Here is an 18,488-nt window from a genome sequence, read left to right as displayed (position 1 = left end):
GGATTCGTCATACCGATCGCGCGCGCGTCAAAGCTGCGGGTCGAGCAGCGCCACCGCGCGCTCGACGATCTTCTCCACGAGCGGCCGCCGGTTCCAGTCGTCGAGCGTGACGCGCCGCGACTTCGCGATGTCGTCGGCGAGGATCGACGTCTGCAGTTTCGCGAAGTCGCGGTCGTAGATGTTGAGATTCGCCTCGTCGTTGAGCTTGAACGAGCGGTTGTCGAAATTGGTCGAGCCCACCGACACCAGATATTCGTCGACGATCAGAAGCTTGCAGTGAAACATCGTCGGCTGGTATTCGTAGATCTCGACGCCCGCCTTCAGCAAGTCGCCCCAGCCCGCGCGCGATGCCTCGCGGACCGTGTGGGTGTCGATGTGCTTGCCGGGCGTCACGATCTGCACCTTCACGCCGCGCCGCGTCGCCTCGACGATCGCGTTGATCGTCAGCTTGTCGGGCACGAAGTACGCGCTCGCGAGATGGATCGTGTGCGTCGCGGCGGTAATCGCCATCAGGTACATGAGCTGCATGTCGTCGCTGCCGCCGGAGGGCGAGCTGCTGAACATGTGCGCGATGCCCTCGCCCGCCGGCGCGATCGCCGGGAAGTACTCGGGGCCGTGCAGGACGTTGCCGGTCGCCTTGATCCAGTTGTCCATGAAGACGGCCTGCATGTGGCCCGCCACCGGCCCTTCGACGCGAAAATGCGTATCGCGCCAGTGCTTTTCGTCCTGCGCGCGGCCCGTCCATTCCTCCGCGATGCCGACGCCGCCCGTGAAGCCGACCTGCCCGTCGATCACGAGCAGCTTGCGGTGCGTGCGGTCGTTCATGCGGCCGAGGCCCGTCCAGTGTGGCTTGTGATACTGGATCACTTCGGCGCCCGCGTCGCGCAGCATGCGCAGATAGCGCTTGTCCATCTTCGACGACCCGACCCAGTCGAGCAGCACATGCACCGCGACACCCGCGCGCGCCTTGTCGGAGAGCGCCTGGGCGAACTCCTCGCCGATCTCGCCCGACCAGTAGATGAACGTTTCGAATGTGATGGTTTTCCGCGCCGAGCGGATGCCGGCGAGCATCGAAGGAAAAATCTCGTCGCCGTTGACGAGCACCTCGAAGCGGTTGCCGTCTTCGACGGGCGGGCCGAGCAGCAGGCTCATCGAACGCGGGAACTGCGGGTCGTCGCTGGCATAGCGGCGCTCGATCTTGTGTTCGATCTTCTTCTCGCCGCTCGTCAGGTTCGCGACGACCAGCACGACGACGAGCGTCGCGACCGCGACGATTGCAGCGGTAACGAGGATGGTGGTCAGCATGCTTTACCCGGTCTTATGAATGTTCGAGGGTGATGCTGTAAGAAGCGCTGTAAAAACGGCTGCATGGGCGCCGGGCAGCACATTCCGCGCCACCGCCCGCAAGCCGACCGTCAACTTCGGGCAAACACTTATGGCACGACCGTTCATATTGCCAAGCGCGCGGCAGTTGTCTATGTTCGACCGCATTCACATCCGCAAATCATGAATCGACACGATCCGAGCGGATGTGAAGGGCAATGGCAGGGTCGTTCCGTCCGGCATGGCGCGCAGTACCGGACGCGGCACGACTCGCCCGACATAAAACTATATGCGAACGCACTTCATGACGATGCGTTCCCGGAGACCGACAATGAACAGCACGATCGACGATCGTCCCGGCGCCGCTTCGCGCGGCTTTTTCTCTAAATCGGCGACCGTCGCCCAGCCCGGCTTCTCACGCTGGATGGTCCCGCCCGCCGCGCTCGCCGTGCACCTGTGCATCGGGCAGGCCTACGCGTTTTCCGTCTTCAACGCGCCGCTCACGAAGGTGATCGGCGTCACGCAGTCCGCGCCGGACGACTGGTCGATCACGACGCTCGGCTGGATCTTCTCGCTCGCGATCGTGTTTCTCGGGCTGTCCGCGGCGTTCGCCGGCAAGTGGCTCGAAAAGGTCGGCCCGCGCCGCACGATGTTTACCGCGGCCTGCTGCTTCGGCGGCGGCTTTCTCGTCTCCGCGCTCGGCGTGCAGTTGCATCAGATCTGGCTGCTGTATCTCGGCTATGGCGTGATCGGCGGGATCGGGCTCGGGCTCGGCTATGTGTCGCCGGTCTCGACGCTCATTCGCTGGTTCCCCGACCGGCGCGGCATGGCGACCGGCATGGCGATCATGGGCTTCGGCGGCGGCGCGATGATCGCGGCGCCGGCCTCGGTTGCGCTGATGAACCACTTCAAGAGCGCGACGAGCATCGGCGTGGCCGAGACGTTCGTGGTGCTCGGCGTCGTCTACTTCATCTCGATGACGATCGGCGCGCTCGCGATCCGCATTCCGCCCGCCAACTGGGCGCCGGCCGGCTGGACGCCGCCCGTCAAGGCGAACAAGCTCATCACGCGCAACCACGTGCACATCGATCAGGCGTTGAAGACACCGCAGTTCTATCTGCTGTGGCTCGTGCTGTTCCTGAACGTGACGGCGGGCATCGGCGTGCTGGGACAGGCGTCGCTGATGATTCAGGAAAGCTTCAAGACGTCGATCACGGCGGGCGCGGCCGCAGGGTTCGTCGGCCTGTTGTCGCTCTTCAACATGGGCGGGCGCTTCGCGTGGGCGTCGACCTCGGACTGGATCGGCCGCAAGAACACTTACTACGTGTTTTTCGCGCTCGGCGCGGTGCTGTATTTTCTGGTGCCGCAGTTCGCGGCGTCGGGCAATATCGCGCTCTTCGTGCTCGCGTACGGCGTGATTCTCTCGATGTACGGCGGCGGCTTCGCGACGGTCCCCGCCTATCTCGCCGACATGTTCGGCACGGCGTTCGTCGGCGGCATCCACGGACGGCTCTTGACCGCGTGGGCCGCGGCGGGCGTCGCGGGGCCGGTTCTCGTGAACTACATCCGCGCTTATGAAGTCGCGCACGGCGTGGCGAAGGCCGAAGCCTACACGACGACGCTGCACATCATGGCGGCGCTGCTCGTCGTGGGATTCCTGTGCAACCTGCTCGTCACGCGCGTGCACGACAAACATCACATGACCGCGGGCGCACCGGCGATCAACTGAACAGGACACGTCAAATGAACACTAGCCACGATCTCCATGCCCATCCGACCAACAAGGCGCTGCTTGCGGTCTTCTGGATCTATGTGCTCGTTCCGCTCGCGTGGGGCATTACGAATACGCTCACGCAGGCGATGAAACTGTTCCACTGAACTTCGCTTTCACGGCGACGGGTGGCGGTTCGTTCGCGCCGCCCCTCGCCGGTGTGTTGCTCTTTCAGCGGCCGTCCACCGCCGACGCCGCCAGACTCCGCCGCGACAGCACGCTCATGAAAAGCGTCGCGCCAACGAGTGCAACCAGATCCATTCCAGCCATCAGCCAATCCATTTCTGCCACGTTTGTTCTCCCTTATGAAAAAAGCGCCGCGTTGGTGTCGATGCGCGGATGTGTCGTCGGTTACTGACCTCATTTACGGCGCCGGTATCAAAAGCTTGAGACCGTGCGGGGCCGAACAGACGGGACGCAGGCACCAGGGAAAATCGAACGATCGTACCCACGGGTGGGTGGCGTATCTTTCGGATAGACGACGGCGCGCGCTGCGGCCCTCGTCGTCCGCCGGTCCCCACGACAAGACGATCCCCATCCCATGAACCCATCCCGTCGCAATTTCATGATTGTCAGCATCGGCGCAGGCTCGTCGCTGCTGCTCTCGCGCGCGGCGCTCGCCGCCGGTCCGAAGCTGAGCGAAGCGGACCCGGCCGCGATCGCGGTCGGTTATCGGGAAGACGTCGCGAAGATCGACAAGGCCAAATTCCCGACCTACGCCGCCGGACAGGATTGCAGCAATTGCTCGCTGTTCCAGGGCAAGTCGACGGACGCGTGGGGCGGCTGCACGCTCTTCGGCGACAAAGAGGTCGCCGCGCACGGCTGGTGCAGCTCGTACACGAACATGTGAGCGGTTTCAGCCAGCGGATTTCGCGCGCTGGGCGCGCGGCGCGGGCGTTTTAGCGGCGGCTTTTTTCGCTGCTGGCTTGCCGGCGACGGCCTTCTTCGCCGCCGACGGCTTCTGCACTTTCAGATCGACGGTGATCCACGTGGGCGCGTGATCGCTTGCGTGGGGCAGGTCGCGCACCCAGCGATCGACGCCTGCATCCTTCAGATGCGGCGCCATCTGCGGATTGAGCAGCAGATGGTCGATGCGCAGTCCCGAGTTCTTTTGCCAGTGCTGCCGGAAGTAATCCCAGAACGTGTAGATGCGCTCGTCGGGATACCGCGCGCGCAGGGCATCGAGCCAGCCCTGATCGAGCAGGCGCCGGTAGCATTCGCGGCTTTCGGGTTGCAGGAGGGCGTCCTTGCGCCAGGACTTCGGGTTGTAGATATCCTCGTCGGTGGGCACGACGTTGAAATCGCCCGCGAGCACCACGGGATGCCCGCTGTCATGAAGACGCGCCGCGTAGCCGATCAGCCGTTCGAACCACGCGAGCTTGTAGTCGAATTTGGGACCGGGCTGCGGATTGCCGTTCGGCAAGTAGAGACAGCCGACCAGCACGCCATGCGCCGCCGCTTCGAGATAGCGGCTGTGGGTGTCGTCGGGATCGCCCGGCAGGCCGCGCCGGCTCTCGATCGGCTCCATCCCGCGGGCAAGAATCGCGACGCCGTTCCACGACGCCTGTCCGTGCCAGATCGCGCCATAGCCGGCCGCGCGGATTTCGTCGATGGGAAATGCCGCGTCAGGCGCCTTCAGCTCCTGCAGGCAGGCAATGTCCGGCGCTTCCCGGTCGAGCCATTCGAGCAGCGCGGGCAGGCGCGAACGGACGCCGTTGATATTGAAAGTGGCGATCTTGAGCATGGCGTCGAGTGTCGTGTGGGTCACGGTACTGAGCAAGCACAGTACCGGATTCGGCGACACTCGTCAGGCAATGCTCCGTCAGGCGGTCTTCCACCGCGCATCGCTGACGACGAGCTTCTTCGGAATCAGCCGCAGGTCGTTGAACGTATCGGCGATCTGCTGCTGGTACGCGAGCGTCTCGGCGGTCACCGGCTGCACGCCGTAGGCGGTGCGTTCGAGCGCGACCTGGAGCGTCGCCGCATCAAGGCCGACGAGCGGCGAAAGCAGGCGCGCGACCTCCGGGACGTGGTCGCGTCCGTATTTGTCGACGGCGTCGAGTTCGGCGAGCAGCGCGTGCAGCAGTTGCGGCTCCGCGCTCGCGAACTTGCGCGTCGCGAGGTAGTACTGCGTGTTGTGCACGAGACCTTCGCCGTTCGTGACGACGCGCGCATTCGTCTGCTTTTCGATCGCGGCGAGATACGGGTCCCAGATCACCCAGGCATCGACGCTGCCCTGCACGAAGGCGGCGCGCGCGTCGGCGGGCGCGAGGTAGACCGGCTGGATGTCGCTGTAGGCGAGCTTCGCGTTCTGCAGCGCCTTCACGAGCAGAAAGTGGACGTTCGATCCCTTGTTCAGCGCGACCTTCTTGCCGCGCAAGTCGGCGACGGTCTTGATCGGTGACGCGGCCGGCACGACGATCGCTTCGCCGCGCGGCGCGGGCGGCTCGTTCGCGATGTAGACGAAATCGACGCCCGCGGCCTGCGCGAAGATCGGCGGCGTTTCGCCGACCGTGCCGACATCGACGGCGCCTGCGTTGAGGCCTTCGAGCAACTGCGGGCCGGCCGGAAATTCGAGCCACTGAACGCTCACGCCCTGCGACGCGAGGCGCTTTTCGAGCGTGCCGCGCGCCTTGAGCACGACGAAGTTGCCGTACTTCTGATAGCCGATACGCAAGGTTTTCGCATCGCTCGCGGCGAATACCGGTCGCACGGCGAAGAGCGCGGCCGCGGTCGCGGCGCTTTTCAGGAGCGAGCGGCGCTGTGTGCTCGCGGCGTCGTGTCGGTCGTCTTTCGAATTCTGCTGAGGCATGAGCGTTCCCAATGGCGTTGCGGTGCAAAGACGCCAGATTCTATGAACGCGACGCCCGCTTGAGGAACCAAGTTTTTCAGCTTTGCTTCTGGCGCTGCGCGATTTGGCGCGACCACCGGCGCGTCCTCGGCGGCGGCGGTAGACTCGTCGCATGCATGGGCCCGAGGAGAACGTCATGCGACTCGTCGACTGGAACATTCAGTGGGGGCGCGGCGTGGATGGCCGCGTCGATCTCGCGCGCATCGTCAGCGAGGCGAAAGCGCTGTGCGATTTCGACGTTCTGTGCCTGCAGGAAGTCACCCGCGGTTTCGATCAGGGTGAGCGGGCGGGCGGCCTTGCGGGCGGCCCCGGCGCCGATCAGTTCGCCGAATTGGCCGAACTGTTGCCGGCCGCGATCGTGCTGGATGCGATCGGCTCGGACCTGCCGCCGACCGGCGCCGGGCTCGGGCGGCGGCAATTCGGCAACGCGATCGTGAGCCGCCTGCCCGTGCGACAGGTGCTGCGCCACTCGCTGCCGTGGCCCGCCGATCCCGCGAAGCCGTCGATGTTGCGTGTCGCGCTGGAGGCGGTCGTCGAAACGGATGTCGGGCCGTTGCGGGTCATCAGCACGCATCTGGAGTTCTACTCGGAGACACAGCGGCTCGCGCAGGTCGAGCGCTTGCGCGGCCTTCACGTCGAAGCCTGCGATCACGCGCGCCGCCCGGCGAAATCCGAAAGCCTGAACAGCCCGTTCGCCGACACCGGCCGGCCGATGAGCGCCATCCTGTGCGGCGACTTCAACAGCGCGTTCGAGTCGTCGGCGTATCGGCGGATGATCGAGCCGTTCGGCGACGCGCCCGCGTTCGTCGATGCGTGGAGCGTCGCGCATCCGGACACGCCGCGCGCCGCGACGGTCGGCCTTTACGACCGCGAGCAATGGCCCGACGGACCGTTCGCGTGCGATTTCGTGCTCGTGACGGAGGATCTGGGCGCGCGCGTCGCGGCTTGCGAGGTCGACCAGGCGAGCCGGTCATCCGATCATCAGCCGATGTGGCTCGAATTGCACTAGACGCGTTCAGCGCTCGTTGAGCGGCGCAAGTGCCGGCCGCACGAAAGAGATTGAATTCATCGAGCGCTTCAGCTATTGGTAGCCACAAGCGATCGATCGACGCTGCTGAAACAGAAGGCTTTTTCGAAGCCGGCGCGCGATAGGCACGTCGACGCAGACGGAGAACGAGCATGGCGAAACGCAAGCCCGCGACGACCGCCGCGCCCGCTGCAAAGAGCGCGGCGAGCAGCCCTGTCGGCCATGCGGGCCGCTCGCGCAAGCTGCTGCTCTGGGCGACGCTGTTGTTCGCGTGTCCGGCGCTGATCGGCTTCGCGATGAGCGGCGCGATGAGCGGGGCCATGAGCGGGGCCATGAGCGCGCGCGCGAAGCCCGCGGTGCAGGCCGTTCTCGGCGACGGCGTGCGCGGACCGCAAGGCATGGCCTGGGTCCCCGGCGGCGAATTCCTCATGGGCAGCGACGCGAAAATGGCGCAGGCCAACGAGCGTCCCGCGCACAAGGTGCGCGTGCACGGCTTCTGGATGGACGAGCATCACGTGACGAACGCCGAGTTCCGCCAGTTCGTCGAAGCCACCGGCTACGTCACGACGGCGGAGAAAAAGCCCGACTGGGAAACGCTCAAGGTGCAATTGCCGCCGGGCACGCCGCGTCCGCCGGACAGCGCGCTCGTCGCGGGCGCGATGGTGTTCGTCGGCACGGACCAGCCGGTGTCGCTCGAAGACTACTCGCGCTGGTGGCGCTACGTGCCCGGCGCGGACTGGCGGCATCCGACGGGGCCAGAGAGCACTATCGCCGGCAAGGACGATCATCCTGTCGTGCAGGTGTCCTACGAGGACGCCGAAGCGTATGCGAAATGGGCCGGCAAGCGTCTGCCGACCGAGGCCGAGTGGGAGTTCGCCGCGCGCGGCGGGCTCACGCAGGCCACCTACGCGTGGGGCGACAAGTTCACGCCCGACGGCAAGCAGATGGCGAATGTCTGGCAAGGCCAGCAGGCGCGGCCGTTCCCGGTGATGAGCGCGAAGGCGGGCGGCGCGGCGGGCACGAGCCGCGTCGGCAGCTTTCCGGCCAACGCCTATGGCCTCTCCGACATGACGGGCAACGCGTGGCAGTGGGTCGCCGACTGGTATCGCGCGGACCAGTTCCGCCGCGAGGCATCGACGACGGCGAGCGTGGTCGACAACCCGGCGGGCCCAACCGGCGCGTGGGACCCGGCCGATCCGGGCGTCCCGGTCGCGGCGCCCAAGCGCGTGACGCGCGGCGGCTCGTTTCTCTGCAACGAAGACTATTGCCTCAGCTACCGGCCGAGCGCGCGGCGCGGCACCGATCCGTACAACAGCATGTCGCATCTGGGCTTTCGGCTGGTGATGGACAAGGACAACTGGGACAAGTCGCATGGCCGCTCGCAGCTTGCCCGCGCCGACACGGACGTGCCGGCTCACTAGCTTCTTGCGCTGCCGGGCATCGAACTTCGACGACAAGGAGAATCGGATGCAGAGTTGGAGCCGCCGCACCAAGCCGAAACGCGCGTCCGCCCAATCGTTCGGCGACGCCGCGCGCCGGGCCGCCGCGTTCATCGTCGCGGCGCTGTTCGCGCTGACGCTTGCAGGATGCGCCGGGCAGAACCGCAACGCGGCGTCGCCGGACGTCTCGCCCGACAGCGCCCGCAGCGCGGAAACCGCGTTGCCCTCGTGGCGCGACGGCCCCGCGAAACGCGCCATCGTGAAATTCGTCGGCGATGTGACGCGCGAAGGCACGATGACCTACGTCGAACCGGCGCAGCGCATCGCCGTGTTCGACAACGACGGCACGCTCTGGACCGAGCAGCCGATCTACGTCCAGTTTGCGTTCCTGCTCGATCAGGTGAAGGCGGCGGCGCCCGCGCATCCCGAGTGGAAGAACAATCCCGCGTTCAAGGCGCTCATGGCCCGCGACCAGGCGGCGCTCGCCGCGCAGCAGAAACCGCTGATGCAGCTCGTCGCCGTCGCGAACAGCGGCATGAGCGTCGAAACCTACGACCAGACGATCCGCGCGTGGCTCGCGAAGGCGCGCCATCCGAAGTTCAACCGGCCTTACACGGAGCTTGTCTATCAGCCGCAGATCGAACTGCTCGCGTATCTGCGCGCGAACGGCTTCAAGACCTACATCGTGTCGGGCGGGACGATCGAATTCATGCGGCCGTGGGTCGAGCAGGCCTATGGCGTTCCGCCGGAGCAGGTGATCGGCTCCAGTCAGCTCGTCAAGTACGAACTGCGCGGCGGCAAGCCCACGCTCACGCGCCAGCCCAAGCTCGATTTCGTCGACGACGGTCCTGGCAAGCCCGTCGGCATCTATCGCTACATCGGGCGGCGTCCGATCCTCGCGTTCGGCAATTCCGACGGCGACCAGCAGATGCTCCAGTACACCGCCGCGAACACCGACCCGCACCTCGCGCTCCTCGTGCATCACGACGACGCCGAGCGCGAGTTCGCCTACGACCGGCAGTCGAAGATCGGCCGGCTCGACAAGGCATGGGACGAGGCCACGACCGACGGCTGGGTCGTCGTCAGCATGAAAAACGACTGGAACACGATCTTCCCGGGTCCGGCGCGTTAGGGGCAGCAAGCCGCAAGGGCGGTCAGGAGGCCGAGGCGAGGCCCGCCAGACGCGTCGGCCCGAAGGAACCCGTCGGGCCCGCCGCGCAGTCGGGGGCGAAGCCCAACATCCCGCTGCGTGCGTTCTACGGCGCGGGGCTCGACGCCTGTCGGGGCGATCGCGATGCGTGGGCGACGGGTCTCAGGCGCGTAATGGACGGCCCCCGACAATCCGTACTACCGCTGGGTCATCGGCGAATGAGCCGCGCGTGAGCACCGCGGCTCAAGCGACGCGCGACCGGCTCGAACCCTTCGCGATACGCGTCTTCGAGTTCGCGCGCCTTGCGTGCGCGCCGCGCGGGGTCGGTCGCGAGCGCATCGGTCGTGGCGCGCGCGATGTCGTCGATGTCGACTGGCGCCGTGGTGTCCGAGGTGTCCGCGTCGTCCCAGGTCGCGGCGAACGCGGCTTGCTTCGTGACGCGCGGTCCGGACGCCGGATGGCGCACGGTGACGCGCGGCAAAGCGAACGCCGTCGCGACGATCCGCCCATGCAGGCTGCTGCCGACAAAGCCGCGGCTGCGGGCGATCAGCGCGCAGATATCCCAGACGTCGAGCGAGCCGAAGATCGCCACGGCCTTCGTCCGCATGCGCGCCGCTGTGCGTTCATAGCATGCCGTGTCGTCGTGCCACGGCGCCGCGCCGGCACGAAAGAACACGATGCCGTGTCCGCTCGCCTTCGCGGCGCGCTCCAGTTGCGCGGCGATGCGCGCGAGCGTGGCATCGTCGCCGAAATCGGCGCTGAACTGCACCGAGATGTAGCCGTCCGGAAACGCATCCAGCGTGCGCGCGAGTTCGCCCCGTTGCGCGCGTTCGTCGATGCGCGCGCCTTCAAGTTGCGCCACCATCACGGCCGGGTCGGGGATCAGCCGCGCGTTCACGCCGGCTGCGGCAAGCAGCGTTTGCGTGTGCGCATCGCGCACGCTGACGTCGTCGGCGGCGGCGAGTTTCAGCATCACTTCGGCGCGCAAAGGCGCGTCGACCGTATCGAGTTCGACGCCTCCAGACGCGTTGAACGACACCCACGCCGCATGCGGAAACAGCTCACGCGAAGCCACGTAAGGCGCGAGCGCGCGCGTGTGCAGCGCGGACTGCGTCCATGCGGTGCGTTCCATCGGCCTTTGGTCGAGGTGTGCGACGGTACGGTGCCATGCGTCCCCGGAGAGCGTCATGGCTGCGGCTTCCCACGCGCCGCAGGTCAGAATCTCGCCGCCCGCGTGGATCAGATTCACCGCGCGCCCGCCCAGGTTCTGCGCGAGATCCGTCAGCGCCCGCACCCGGTGTCCGCCGTACAGCGTCAGGTCGCGCCCGGCGACGCCCGCGAACAGCGCGTCCTCAGAGCCCAACATCCGCGCCACGATGTGCGCGAACAAAAGATCGCCGAAGTTATGGCGATCGAAGGGGCCGAAGATGATCGTGGTCGGTTCGTCGGTCACTGGGATCGTCCGGGGATGGCGGTGCTTATCGAAGGGTAGCGGGTTCGGGCTGCGTCGGCATGCGCGATCGCGTGCTAGGATTTTTGCTGATCCACGGAGAGAGCAAACATGCGATTCGACTACAAGGCCTATCACATCCACTGCCGCGCGCGGCACGACGAAGACGGCCAGTTCTACCCACACGTCACGATCACGCGCGGGCACGACGAAGGCGGCGCGCATGGCGAGACGCACCACTCGGGCGAACTCGACGCCTTCGCCAACGAATCCGACGCGCTCCATTGCGCGCGCGCGTGGGCGATCGAATGGTGCGACGAAGCAGCGGCGTAGTTCCGCGCTGGCCCAAGGGCACCGCGCGCGCCCGCACGCATTGACGCAATTGCATATACCGCGATGCAAAATGATCTGATATTGTTTTCCCGAGGGAAACGATGTTTTATCGGCAACGTCAATCGTCTTCGTGAGCGCCGCCATGAATGATGTACGTCACCCGCTCAGCCCGCGCGAGCGCGTCGAACTGCTCTGCTGGCTCACTTGCGGCAGCCTCGGCAATTACTACCTGAACGAGTCGTGGCCCGCACCCGTGTTCTTCGTGCAGGCGTCGCGCAAGTGGCTCGACCGCCACAAGCGCCAGGCCGACTGGCTCACCGTTGCCCGGCTCACCGCCATCGCCCAGCACCTCGCGATGCAGAACGTCGGATACGTGAACGCCGACTGGGCCCTCGACGCCGTCGAAGAAATTCTCGAAAGCGACGACCTCAACTACGAATCGGCGCTCGTCGTGCGCGTGTTCGACGACTGCCGACGCGCGCTGGCCGACAAGCGTCTCGCCGACTGAGCAAGCCGTCATGCCCGCGTGCGCGAATCGCTCGGGCCTGTGTACGCGAGCGCACGCATGGCGCCACCTGCCGCTCCGGCAGCGTCTACGATAGATAAGACATTTGGCGCCGGCACGCTGTCGCGGAAATCGGTACGCACTGTGCGCGGCGTCGCGGCGAAACCCTATCGCAAGGGTGGGCGACGACATGGCAAAGAACATCGTTTTCTGCGCGGACGGCACCTGGAACGGCCCGAATTCCAAGGACGACGACAACGACGGCATTCCCGACACGACCAACGTCTGGAAGCTCTTCAACACGCTCGCGGGCAATCCGAAGCTGGATTCCGTGCTGCTCGCGTCGGAGCAGGAAATCGAGGAGCCCGGTCCGGACGGCCAGGTGGCGAAGTACCTGCATGGCGTCGGCGATTCACGCAACATCGCGATCAAGCTGCTCGGCGGCGTTTTCGGCGACGGCCTGATCGCGCGCATCGTCCGCGGCTACACGTACATCTCGCGCAATTACAAACCGGACGACGCGATCTTCCTGATCGGCTTTTCGCGCGGCGCGTACACCGCGCGCGCGCTCGGCGGCATGATCGCGGACGTCGGCGTGCTCAACCCCGCGAACTACGACCCCGACGACAAGGAGCAAGCCTACGAACTCGGCATCAAGCAGTGGCGCAGGCATCGCGAGGCGCGCCTCGCGGCACGCCAGAACGCGGGCGGTCTCGCGGGTCTCTTCAGCGGTCTCGTGAGACGCCTGCCGCTTTTCGCGTCCGATCCGCCGCAGCCGGGCGAGACGCTTCCCGTCGATACGATCCGGGCCATCGGCGTGTGGGACACGGTCGGCGCGCTCGGCATCCCGCTCTATCTCGGCGCGAACGGTTCGGACATCGACGTGTTCCGTTTCGCCGATACCGCGCTCAACAACAAAGTGCAGTTCGGCATCCACGCGATCAGCCTCGACGAGCAGCGCGCCGACTTCACGCCGACCTTCTGGGACAAACGCGACGGCATCACGCAGGCGCTTTTCGTCGGCGCGCATTCGGATGTCGGCGGCGGCTATCCGATCGCGGAATCGGGGCTCTCGGACATCGCCTGCGACTGGATGCTCCGGCGGCTCTCCGATCCCGCCGTCGGACTGCATCTGAAACCGGAGCCGTGGCCGTTCAAGCCCGACTTCTTCGGCGCGTCGCACGAACCGTGGGCGAATCCGCCGTTTTCCCTGCTGCCGAAGGGGCCGCGCGCGCCGATTCCGTTCCCGCAGAACGTCGGCGCGCATATTTCGATCGCGCACCGCATGGGCATCGATCCCGTCAGCGGACAGCCCGTCGCGGTGTCGCTGAAGTATCTGCCGACGGCCCTCGCGCAGCAGCTCGGGACCAATACGGTCTGGCTCAGCTGAGCTTGCGGCCCTTCACGAACAGCCTCGCGGACTGCCCCGCGCCCGGCAGTTAGTTAAGCGCACCCTTGACCTGTCCCGCGCGACGGTCTATACAAGACACTCGTGCGAATCCTTCGGAATCGCACGCGGCCACAGCGTGCGGCCTCGGTTGCCGAAACCCCGCGCGCAACGGTCGGCGTTTGAAAGAGATCCGGACTGCCAAGCCACAGGAATCGAACGCACCGAGGCCGCCATGAAAAAGACCGCTACGTCGTGCAGCGCGCTACTCGCTTCGTTCGTATGCTGTCTCCTTCTCGCTTCCTGCTCCGCCAGCCATCCGCTTCAGCCCGCCACCGCCGCTGGCACCACGACACTGCCCTCCGGCGGCGTCTACAAGGGCAGCGTGGCCGCCTACGGCGACGCCATCCTCCTGATGCTCTTCGACGGCACCGCGTATCTGTTCTACGGCGACGCGCCTGCGTCGGTAGGCAAAGGCGGCCTGGGCGGCGTGGTCGTCGCGAACAACGGCACGCAGTCCGCAAGCGGACAGTTCACCAGCCTCAACGCCCAAAACTACAGCCTGCGCACGCGCACGACATCGCCCGTCACGTTCGATGTCGACTTCTCGCGTGCGCCGGCCGTCACGGGCAGCGTCGCCGACAAAGGCTATGGCGCGGCGAGCCTCACCTTCGCCGGCGCGTCCGCCCCGATGCTCGACGCGGCACCGGCGCGCGCGATCGTCGCGGGCCTCTACAGCGGCCGGGGCGGCTCGATGCGCGGCAGCACGTCCGCCAGGCTCACCATCACCGACGACGGCTTTCTCGCCGGCACCACGGGCATCGGCTGCGTGTTCAGGGGCACGGTTGCGCCGCATACCGGCGTGAACGCCTACGACGTTTCGATCACGTTCGGACCCGCGCCGTGTCCGCAGGCAGGCACGACGGTGCCGGGCAACGCGGTCCTCGACGGCGCGCGCCTCTTGGCCGTGCTGCCGAGCGCCGACCGCACGGACGCGTTCGTATTCGACGGCAGCAAGTGACCGCGGTCGATCGCCGTCGCATTTCGGCTTTATCCGCAGTGGCAGTCTTCAAAAACGACGCATCCAAGGAGACGAACAGATGAAATCGAAGATGAATGCAGCGCTCAGGGCCATGCCGCTCGCCGCAGGGAGCGTCATGCTCGCCGCGCTCTCCTGCGCCTACGCGGCGCAGGACAACGTGGGCACGCTGTCCAACTTCAAGCAGACGGGCAACAACGTGCCCGCCGAAACCGTCCCGCAAACCGGCCAGACCGCCGAGGCCCTGCGCAACAATCTCAAGCAGATCAAGCTGCCGCCGGGCTTCAAGATCGAGCTGTATGCCGTGGTGCCGGAGGCGCGCCACATGGCGATCGAACCGTCGACGGGCGTCGTATTCGTCGGCACGCGCAAGAGCCGCGTGTGGCAGGTGACCGATCGCACGCATCAGCGGGTGGCGAGCGATGTCGTGCAGTTCGCGTCGTCGGTGACGTTCAAGGTGCCCAATGGCGTGTGCTTCTCCCCCGACGGCGTGCTGTACGTGGTCGAGCAGAACCGCGTGCTCGGCTTTCCCGCCGCGCAGTTCTTCGGCGAAGGCGGCCCGGACGTCGCGGCAGCGGTCGTCGTGCCGCAGGGCAAGCTGATTCCGACGCAGTTCGAAAGCTTCAATCACGGCGCGCGCGCGTGCCGCATCGGACCGGACAAGAAGCTCTACATCGCGCTCGGCCAGCCGTGGAACGTGCCGTCGAAGGACAAGCTCGCCGAGCTCGACAAGAACGGCCTCGCGGGGATCATCCGGCTGGATCAGGACGGCAAGAACCGCGAGGTCTACGCGCACGGCGTGCGCAATTCGGTCGGACTCGACTTCAATCCGAAGGACAAGACGCTCTGGTTCACCGACAACCAGGTCGACGGCATGGGCGACGACACGCCGCCCGGCGAACTCAACCGCGCCACCAAGGCCGGCGAGAACTTCGGCTTTCCGTGGTACGGCGGCGGCAAGGTGCGCACGGCCGATTACAAGGACGCCACGCCGCCGGCGGGCGTCGTGTTCCCGCAGGTCGAAATGGCGGCGCACGCGGCCGACCTCGGCATGTCGTTCTACACCGGCAAGATGTTCCCCGAGAAATACCAGGGCGGGATCTTCGATGCCGAGCACGGCTCGTGGAACCGGACCAAGCCGGTCGGCGCGCGCATCATGTACACACCGGTCAAGGACGACGGCACCGCCGGCCCGACCGAAGTGTTCGCGGAAGGCTGGCTCACGTCGACGGGCGAATACATGGGCCGCCCGGTGGACGTCCAGCAATTGCAAGACGGTTCGCTGCTCGTGTCCGACGACTACGCCGGCGCGATCTATCGCATTTCCTACGCAAACGGCAAATGAGAAAGCGAACGACGACGATGACGGCGGCCTTGCTCGCCGCGTGCGCGGTGAGTACGGCGGGCGTCTCGTTCGCCGCCGACGTCAAGGCGGGGCGGGCGAAGGCGGTGCAGTGCCAGGCCTGCCACGGCATCGACGGACTCGCGAAGATTCCGGAAGCGCCCAATCTCGCCGGTCAGACCGAGGAATATCTGGTGAAGGCGCTGAACGACTTCAAATCCGGCGCGCGTCAGAACGACATGATGACGTTGATGGCGAAACCGCTGACCGATGCGGACATCGCCAATCTCGCCGCCTACTATCACAGTCTGGGCAAGCCATAGCGGCGGCGCGTGGTCAAAAGTGTTGACAGGAGAATTTAAGGGTTTATACTTACTCCTGTCTCCTCCATGTCTCAACCGATATGGATTCAGCCCGCTCAACGAGAGCGGGCTTTTTTTTGCCCAGCGCTTTCTGAAGGGCGGTCGAATCGACCCGCGCGGCCATCTCGAAAAAAATTTGGCCCTCCGCGATGAATCGCCTATTCTGAAATCGTAGTCCGTGTCGAGCACGAGACTGCAAAACGGGGCGAAAAGCGGGGCTGGCCGGAAGGTACGCCGCCTGTTTTTGGCCCCGTCCTCATATGAAAGCCCGCCAAGCGCGGGCTTTCGTTTTTTGATGGCGCCGCGCCGCTATGTTTCCTTCGATCCGGCGCGGCGCGCTTCCAGCTGGCGTCGCGAGCGTTCGAGCTCTTCCGCGATCAGTTGCTCGTCCGGCAGGACCGTCTGATATTCGGCGGCGAGGATCTTGTTCGGCAGGTTGTCGAGCGCGTAGCGCGCTTCCGCGCTGCCTTTTCCCGCGCAGAGAATGAGTCCGACCGGCGGGTTTTCGCCGGGCTTCATCCAGTGTTCGCGCGCGTAGTTCAGGTAGAGATGCATCTGACCCGCGTCGGCGTAGCTGAACCGGCCGACCTTCAGGTCGATCACGACGAGGCATTTCAGCCGCCGGTGGAAAAAGACGAGATCGACGCGAAACCACGTATCGTCGATGCGCAGTCGCCGCTGACGTCCGATGAACGCGAAATCGTCGCCGAGTTCGAGCAGGAAATCCGCGAGACGGTGGATCAGCGCGTCTTCGAGATCGGACTCCGAGTACTCGTCCTTGATATCCAGAAATTCGAGCACGAACGGGTCGCGGATCGCTTCTTCGGGCGTCATCGCGTCGCCGGGCGCCGGCTCGCCGGCCTTTTCGACCAGCGCCGCCTTGTTGCGCGACAGCGCGAGCCGCTCGTAGAGCTGACTGTTCACCTGCCGGTCGAGCTGGCGCACCGACCAGCCCTCGCGCAACGCCTCGTTCGCGTAGAACGCGCGCGCCACGTCGCTTTTCACCGACAGCAGCCGCACGTACGCCGACCACGGCAGCGGAAAACGCGCGGCGAGCGTCGCGAGCGCGGGCGGTGTCGCGGCGTCGCCCGTGGCTGCGGATTCTCCAGACGCCGTCTGGATATTCGCGTCGCGCGGCAATCGTCCAGACGGCGTCTGGAGAATCTGCCCGGGCGGCCATTGCAGATAGAACGCGCGCATGTTCGCGAGATTCGCGCGGCCGAAGCCGCGGCCGAAGCGCTGCGTCAGGTCGTCGGCGAGCCGGGTGAGGAGCGCTTCGCCGTAGGCCGCGCGGTCCGCGCCGCCCTGTTCGAATTCGACGATCCGCCGCCCGATTTCCCAATACGAAGCCGTCATGACGGCGTTGACGCTGCGCGCCGCCGCCCGGCGCGCGCTTTCCAGCACCTCGACGATGCCCGAGCGAATGCCATCGTAGTCGTCGGTGGACAGTGCTCGCTTCGTCATGCGCCGGGGGCCTCGTGTTGGTTCGTGTCGTCGCGACGATGTTAGCGGAATTCGCCCGTCGCGAGACGGCCGGCGTGCGCGACTGGGTTAGACAAAAAAGGAACGAATCGTGCTATTTTTCTCTGTCACTACAACGGAGGAGACCATGCAAATCGAATCAACGGATTGGTTCCCGCTCGACCAGTACGCGCCCGTTCGGGACGGCTGGTACGAAGTGCAGTTGACGAGCGGCGCGACGGCGTTCTCGAAGTTCATCGACGGCCAGTGGACCGAGACACCCGCGCTCACATTCACGCATTGGCGCGGGTTGTCGGCGGACCCGGCGCTGTCCGGCGAACCCGAAAACATCGATGCCGAAGCGACGGCGGCCGAAGGCGTGCGCGCCGTCTGGAACGCCTTTTTTCCCGCGATCGCCGATGACCCCAAACAGGGCGAAGCGCATCGCAAGGATGCCTGAGCTGGGGTTCACGGTGGGGGTGTTGGTGCAGTGCCGCGTTATCCACAGTTTTCGTTCATAACCCTGTGGATATCGCGCCGATGAACGCGCCAACGGGTTGATCCGAAAGGCATTGGCGCGGAAGGTGCAGCCAGGTCGCCGCCTTTAGTGACGCGAGCGCTGCTGGCCACAGAATGACGCCGCCAACGCATTCGTCGATGAAGCCAGCCAGTTCGGCATCGCGGGAAGATCGACGTCGAGCAGCGCCTCGGAAACCGTCGCGCGGTTCAGCTCTTCCTCGGCGGACATCGGCAGCGCGAAGGCGATGGTCCACGCGGCAACGAGAGCCACGGCAATCGCGCTCAGCCAGATCGAAACGTACATGATGAGCAACCTCGCTAATGGTGTGCATCTGGCGCGCGAATCGGAACGGTGAACCCCGAAAAACGTTTGCCGGAACGCGATCAGCAATCAGATGCGTCTGAATGTGAGGTTAGTTTCGCGCCGACGATTCCACAGCCCCACTGACGCAGGGACCTGAAGCAGGGATAAGCCTCTCGAAGATGCGTCGGCGGCGCTGTCATCCACGCGACAATCACCCTAAGATGG

At 65.8% G+C, this 18,488-nt stretch carries 19 protein-coding genes; 13 read left to right on the top strand and 6 right to left on the bottom strand.

Annotation, left to right across the window (positions count from 1 at the left end; all coding sequences use genetic code 11):
- Positions 1-27 precede the first annotated feature (27 nt).
- Positions 28-1,305: a cardiolipin synthase gene (gene cls / locus AWB66_RS10450; RefSeq protein ID WP_087630213.1), complete on the bottom strand. Its 1,278-nt coding sequence runs from the start codon at positions 1,303-1,305 to the stop codon at positions 28-30.
- 349 nt (positions 1,306-1,654) lie between these two features.
- On the opposite strand from cls, the gene AWB66_RS10445 reads away from it, so the two are divergent.
- From AWB66_RS10445 to AWB66_RS10435, 3 genes are all read left to right on the top strand, one after another.
- Positions 1,655-3,052 (top strand): L-lactate MFS transporter, encoded by a 1,398-nt coding sequence (locus AWB66_RS10445; protein ID WP_087630212.1) that lies wholly within the window; start codon positions 1,655-1,657, stop codon positions 3,050-3,052.
- Between the two features lie 14 nt (positions 3,053-3,066).
- Entirely contained in the window at positions 3,067-3,201 is a 135-nt protein-coding gene (locus tag AWB66_RS10440; RefSeq protein ID WP_087630211.1) for an MFS transporter small subunit, read from the top strand.
- Between the two features lie 434 nt (positions 3,202-3,635).
- Complete coding sequence (locus AWB66_RS10435; protein WP_087630210.1) at positions 3,636-3,944, top strand: high-potential iron-sulfur protein; 309 nt, start codon at positions 3,636-3,638, stop codon at positions 3,942-3,944.
- A gap of 6 nt (positions 3,945-3,950) precedes the next feature.
- Here the strand turns inward: AWB66_RS10435 and xth are convergent, their stop codons facing one another.
- Together xth and AWB66_RS10425 are read right to left on the bottom strand one after the other, a co-directional pair.
- Entirely contained in the window at positions 3,951-4,838 is an 888-nt protein-coding gene (xth, locus tag AWB66_RS10430) for an exodeoxyribonuclease III (protein WP_087630209.1), read from the bottom strand.
- 78 nt (positions 4,839-4,916) lie between these two features.
- A complete protein-coding gene (locus AWB66_RS10425) occupies positions 4,917-5,906 on the bottom strand; it encodes a sulfonate ABC transporter substrate-binding protein (protein WP_087630208.1) in 990 nt (329 codons plus the stop codon).
- A 175-nt stretch (positions 5,907-6,081) separates the two neighbouring features.
- Between AWB66_RS10425 and AWB66_RS10420 the strand changes: the two genes are divergently transcribed.
- The 3 genes from AWB66_RS10420 (at position 6,082) to AWB66_RS10410 (ending at position 9,543) form a co-directional block, all read left to right on the top strand.
- On the top strand, positions 6,082-6,954 hold the full coding sequence (locus AWB66_RS10420) for an endonuclease/exonuclease/phosphatase family protein (protein WP_087630207.1): 873 nt from the start codon (positions 6,082-6,084) through the stop codon (positions 6,952-6,954).
- 326 nt (positions 6,955-7,280) lie between these two features.
- Positions 7,281-8,393 (top strand): formylglycine-generating enzyme family protein, encoded by a 1,113-nt coding sequence (locus tag AWB66_RS10415; RefSeq protein WP_407642279.1) that lies wholly within the window; start codon positions 7,281-7,283, stop codon positions 8,391-8,393.
- 46 nt (positions 8,394-8,439) lie between these two features.
- The gene (locus tag AWB66_RS10410; RefSeq protein WP_087630206.1) at positions 8,440-9,543 is read left to right on the top strand and encodes an HAD family hydrolase; all 1,104 of its coding nucleotides are present in this window, start codon (positions 8,440-8,442) and stop codon (positions 9,541-9,543) included.
- Between the two features lie 226 nt (positions 9,544-9,769).
- Here AWB66_RS10410 and AWB66_RS10405 read toward each other — a convergent pair whose 3' ends face one another.
- Entirely contained in the window at positions 9,770-11,014 is a 1,245-nt protein-coding gene (locus AWB66_RS10405; RefSeq protein ID WP_200818961.1) for a polysaccharide pyruvyl transferase family protein, read from the bottom strand.
- Positions 11,015-11,122: 108 nt separating this feature from the next.
- Between AWB66_RS10405 and AWB66_RS10400 the strand changes: the two genes are divergently transcribed.
- The 6 genes from AWB66_RS10400 (at position 11,123) to AWB66_RS10375 (ending at position 15,940) form a co-directional block, all read left to right on the top strand.
- On the top strand, positions 11,123-11,344 hold the full coding sequence (locus AWB66_RS10400; RefSeq protein WP_087630205.1) for a hypothetical protein: 222 nt from the start codon (positions 11,123-11,125) through the stop codon (positions 11,342-11,344).
- 142 nt (positions 11,345-11,486) lie between these two features.
- Positions 11,487-11,852 (top strand): hypothetical protein, encoded by a 366-nt coding sequence (locus AWB66_RS10395; protein ID WP_087630273.1) that lies wholly within the window; start codon positions 11,487-11,489, stop codon positions 11,850-11,852.
- A 187-nt stretch (positions 11,853-12,039) separates the two neighbouring features.
- Positions 12,040-13,239, top strand: coding sequence for a DUF2235 domain-containing protein (locus AWB66_RS10390; protein WP_087630272.1), 1,200 nt, complete (start codon positions 12,040-12,042; stop codon positions 13,237-13,239).
- Between the two features lie 232 nt (positions 13,240-13,471).
- Entirely contained in the window at positions 13,472-14,257 is a 786-nt protein-coding gene (locus tag AWB66_RS10385; protein ID WP_087630204.1) for a hypothetical protein, read from the top strand.
- A 91-nt stretch (positions 14,258-14,348) separates the two neighbouring features.
- A complete protein-coding gene (locus AWB66_RS10380) occupies positions 14,349-15,620 on the top strand; it encodes a PQQ-dependent sugar dehydrogenase (protein ID WP_087630271.1) in 1,272 nt (423 codons plus the stop codon).
- Positions 15,617-15,940 (top strand): c-type cytochrome, encoded by a 324-nt coding sequence (locus AWB66_RS10375; protein ID WP_235021073.1) that lies wholly within the window; start codon positions 15,617-15,619, stop codon positions 15,938-15,940. The genes AWB66_RS10380 and AWB66_RS10375 overlap by 4 nt, the downstream gene beginning before the upstream one ends.
- Before the next feature lie 348 nt (positions 15,941-16,288).
- Here the strand turns inward: AWB66_RS10375 and AWB66_RS10370 are convergent, their stop codons facing one another.
- On the bottom strand, positions 16,289-17,443 hold the full coding sequence (locus tag AWB66_RS10370) for a PDDEXK nuclease domain-containing protein (RefSeq protein ID WP_087630203.1): 1,155 nt from the start codon (positions 17,441-17,443) through the stop codon (positions 16,289-16,291).
- A gap of 145 nt (positions 17,444-17,588) precedes the next feature.
- Between AWB66_RS10370 and AWB66_RS10365 the strand changes: the two genes are divergently transcribed.
- On the top strand, positions 17,589-17,900 hold the full coding sequence (locus AWB66_RS10365) for a hypothetical protein (RefSeq protein WP_087630202.1): 312 nt from the start codon (positions 17,589-17,591) through the stop codon (positions 17,898-17,900).
- A 144-nt stretch (positions 17,901-18,044) separates the two neighbouring features.
- On the opposite strand, the gene AWB66_RS10360 is transcribed toward AWB66_RS10365, so the two are convergent.
- Positions 18,045-18,350, bottom strand: coding sequence for a hypothetical protein (locus tag AWB66_RS10360; RefSeq protein ID WP_125469706.1), 306 nt, complete (start codon positions 18,348-18,350; stop codon positions 18,045-18,047).
- Positions 18,351-18,488: the final 138 nt, after the last annotated feature.

The sequence above is a fragment of the Caballeronia telluris genome (assembly GCF_001544495.1).
GTDB lineage: Bacteria > Pseudomonadota > Gammaproteobacteria > Burkholderiales > Burkholderiaceae > Caballeronia > Caballeronia telluris.
Note: the sequence above shows the minus strand (reverse complement) of the source record. Positions and strands in the feature narration are given on the sequence as shown.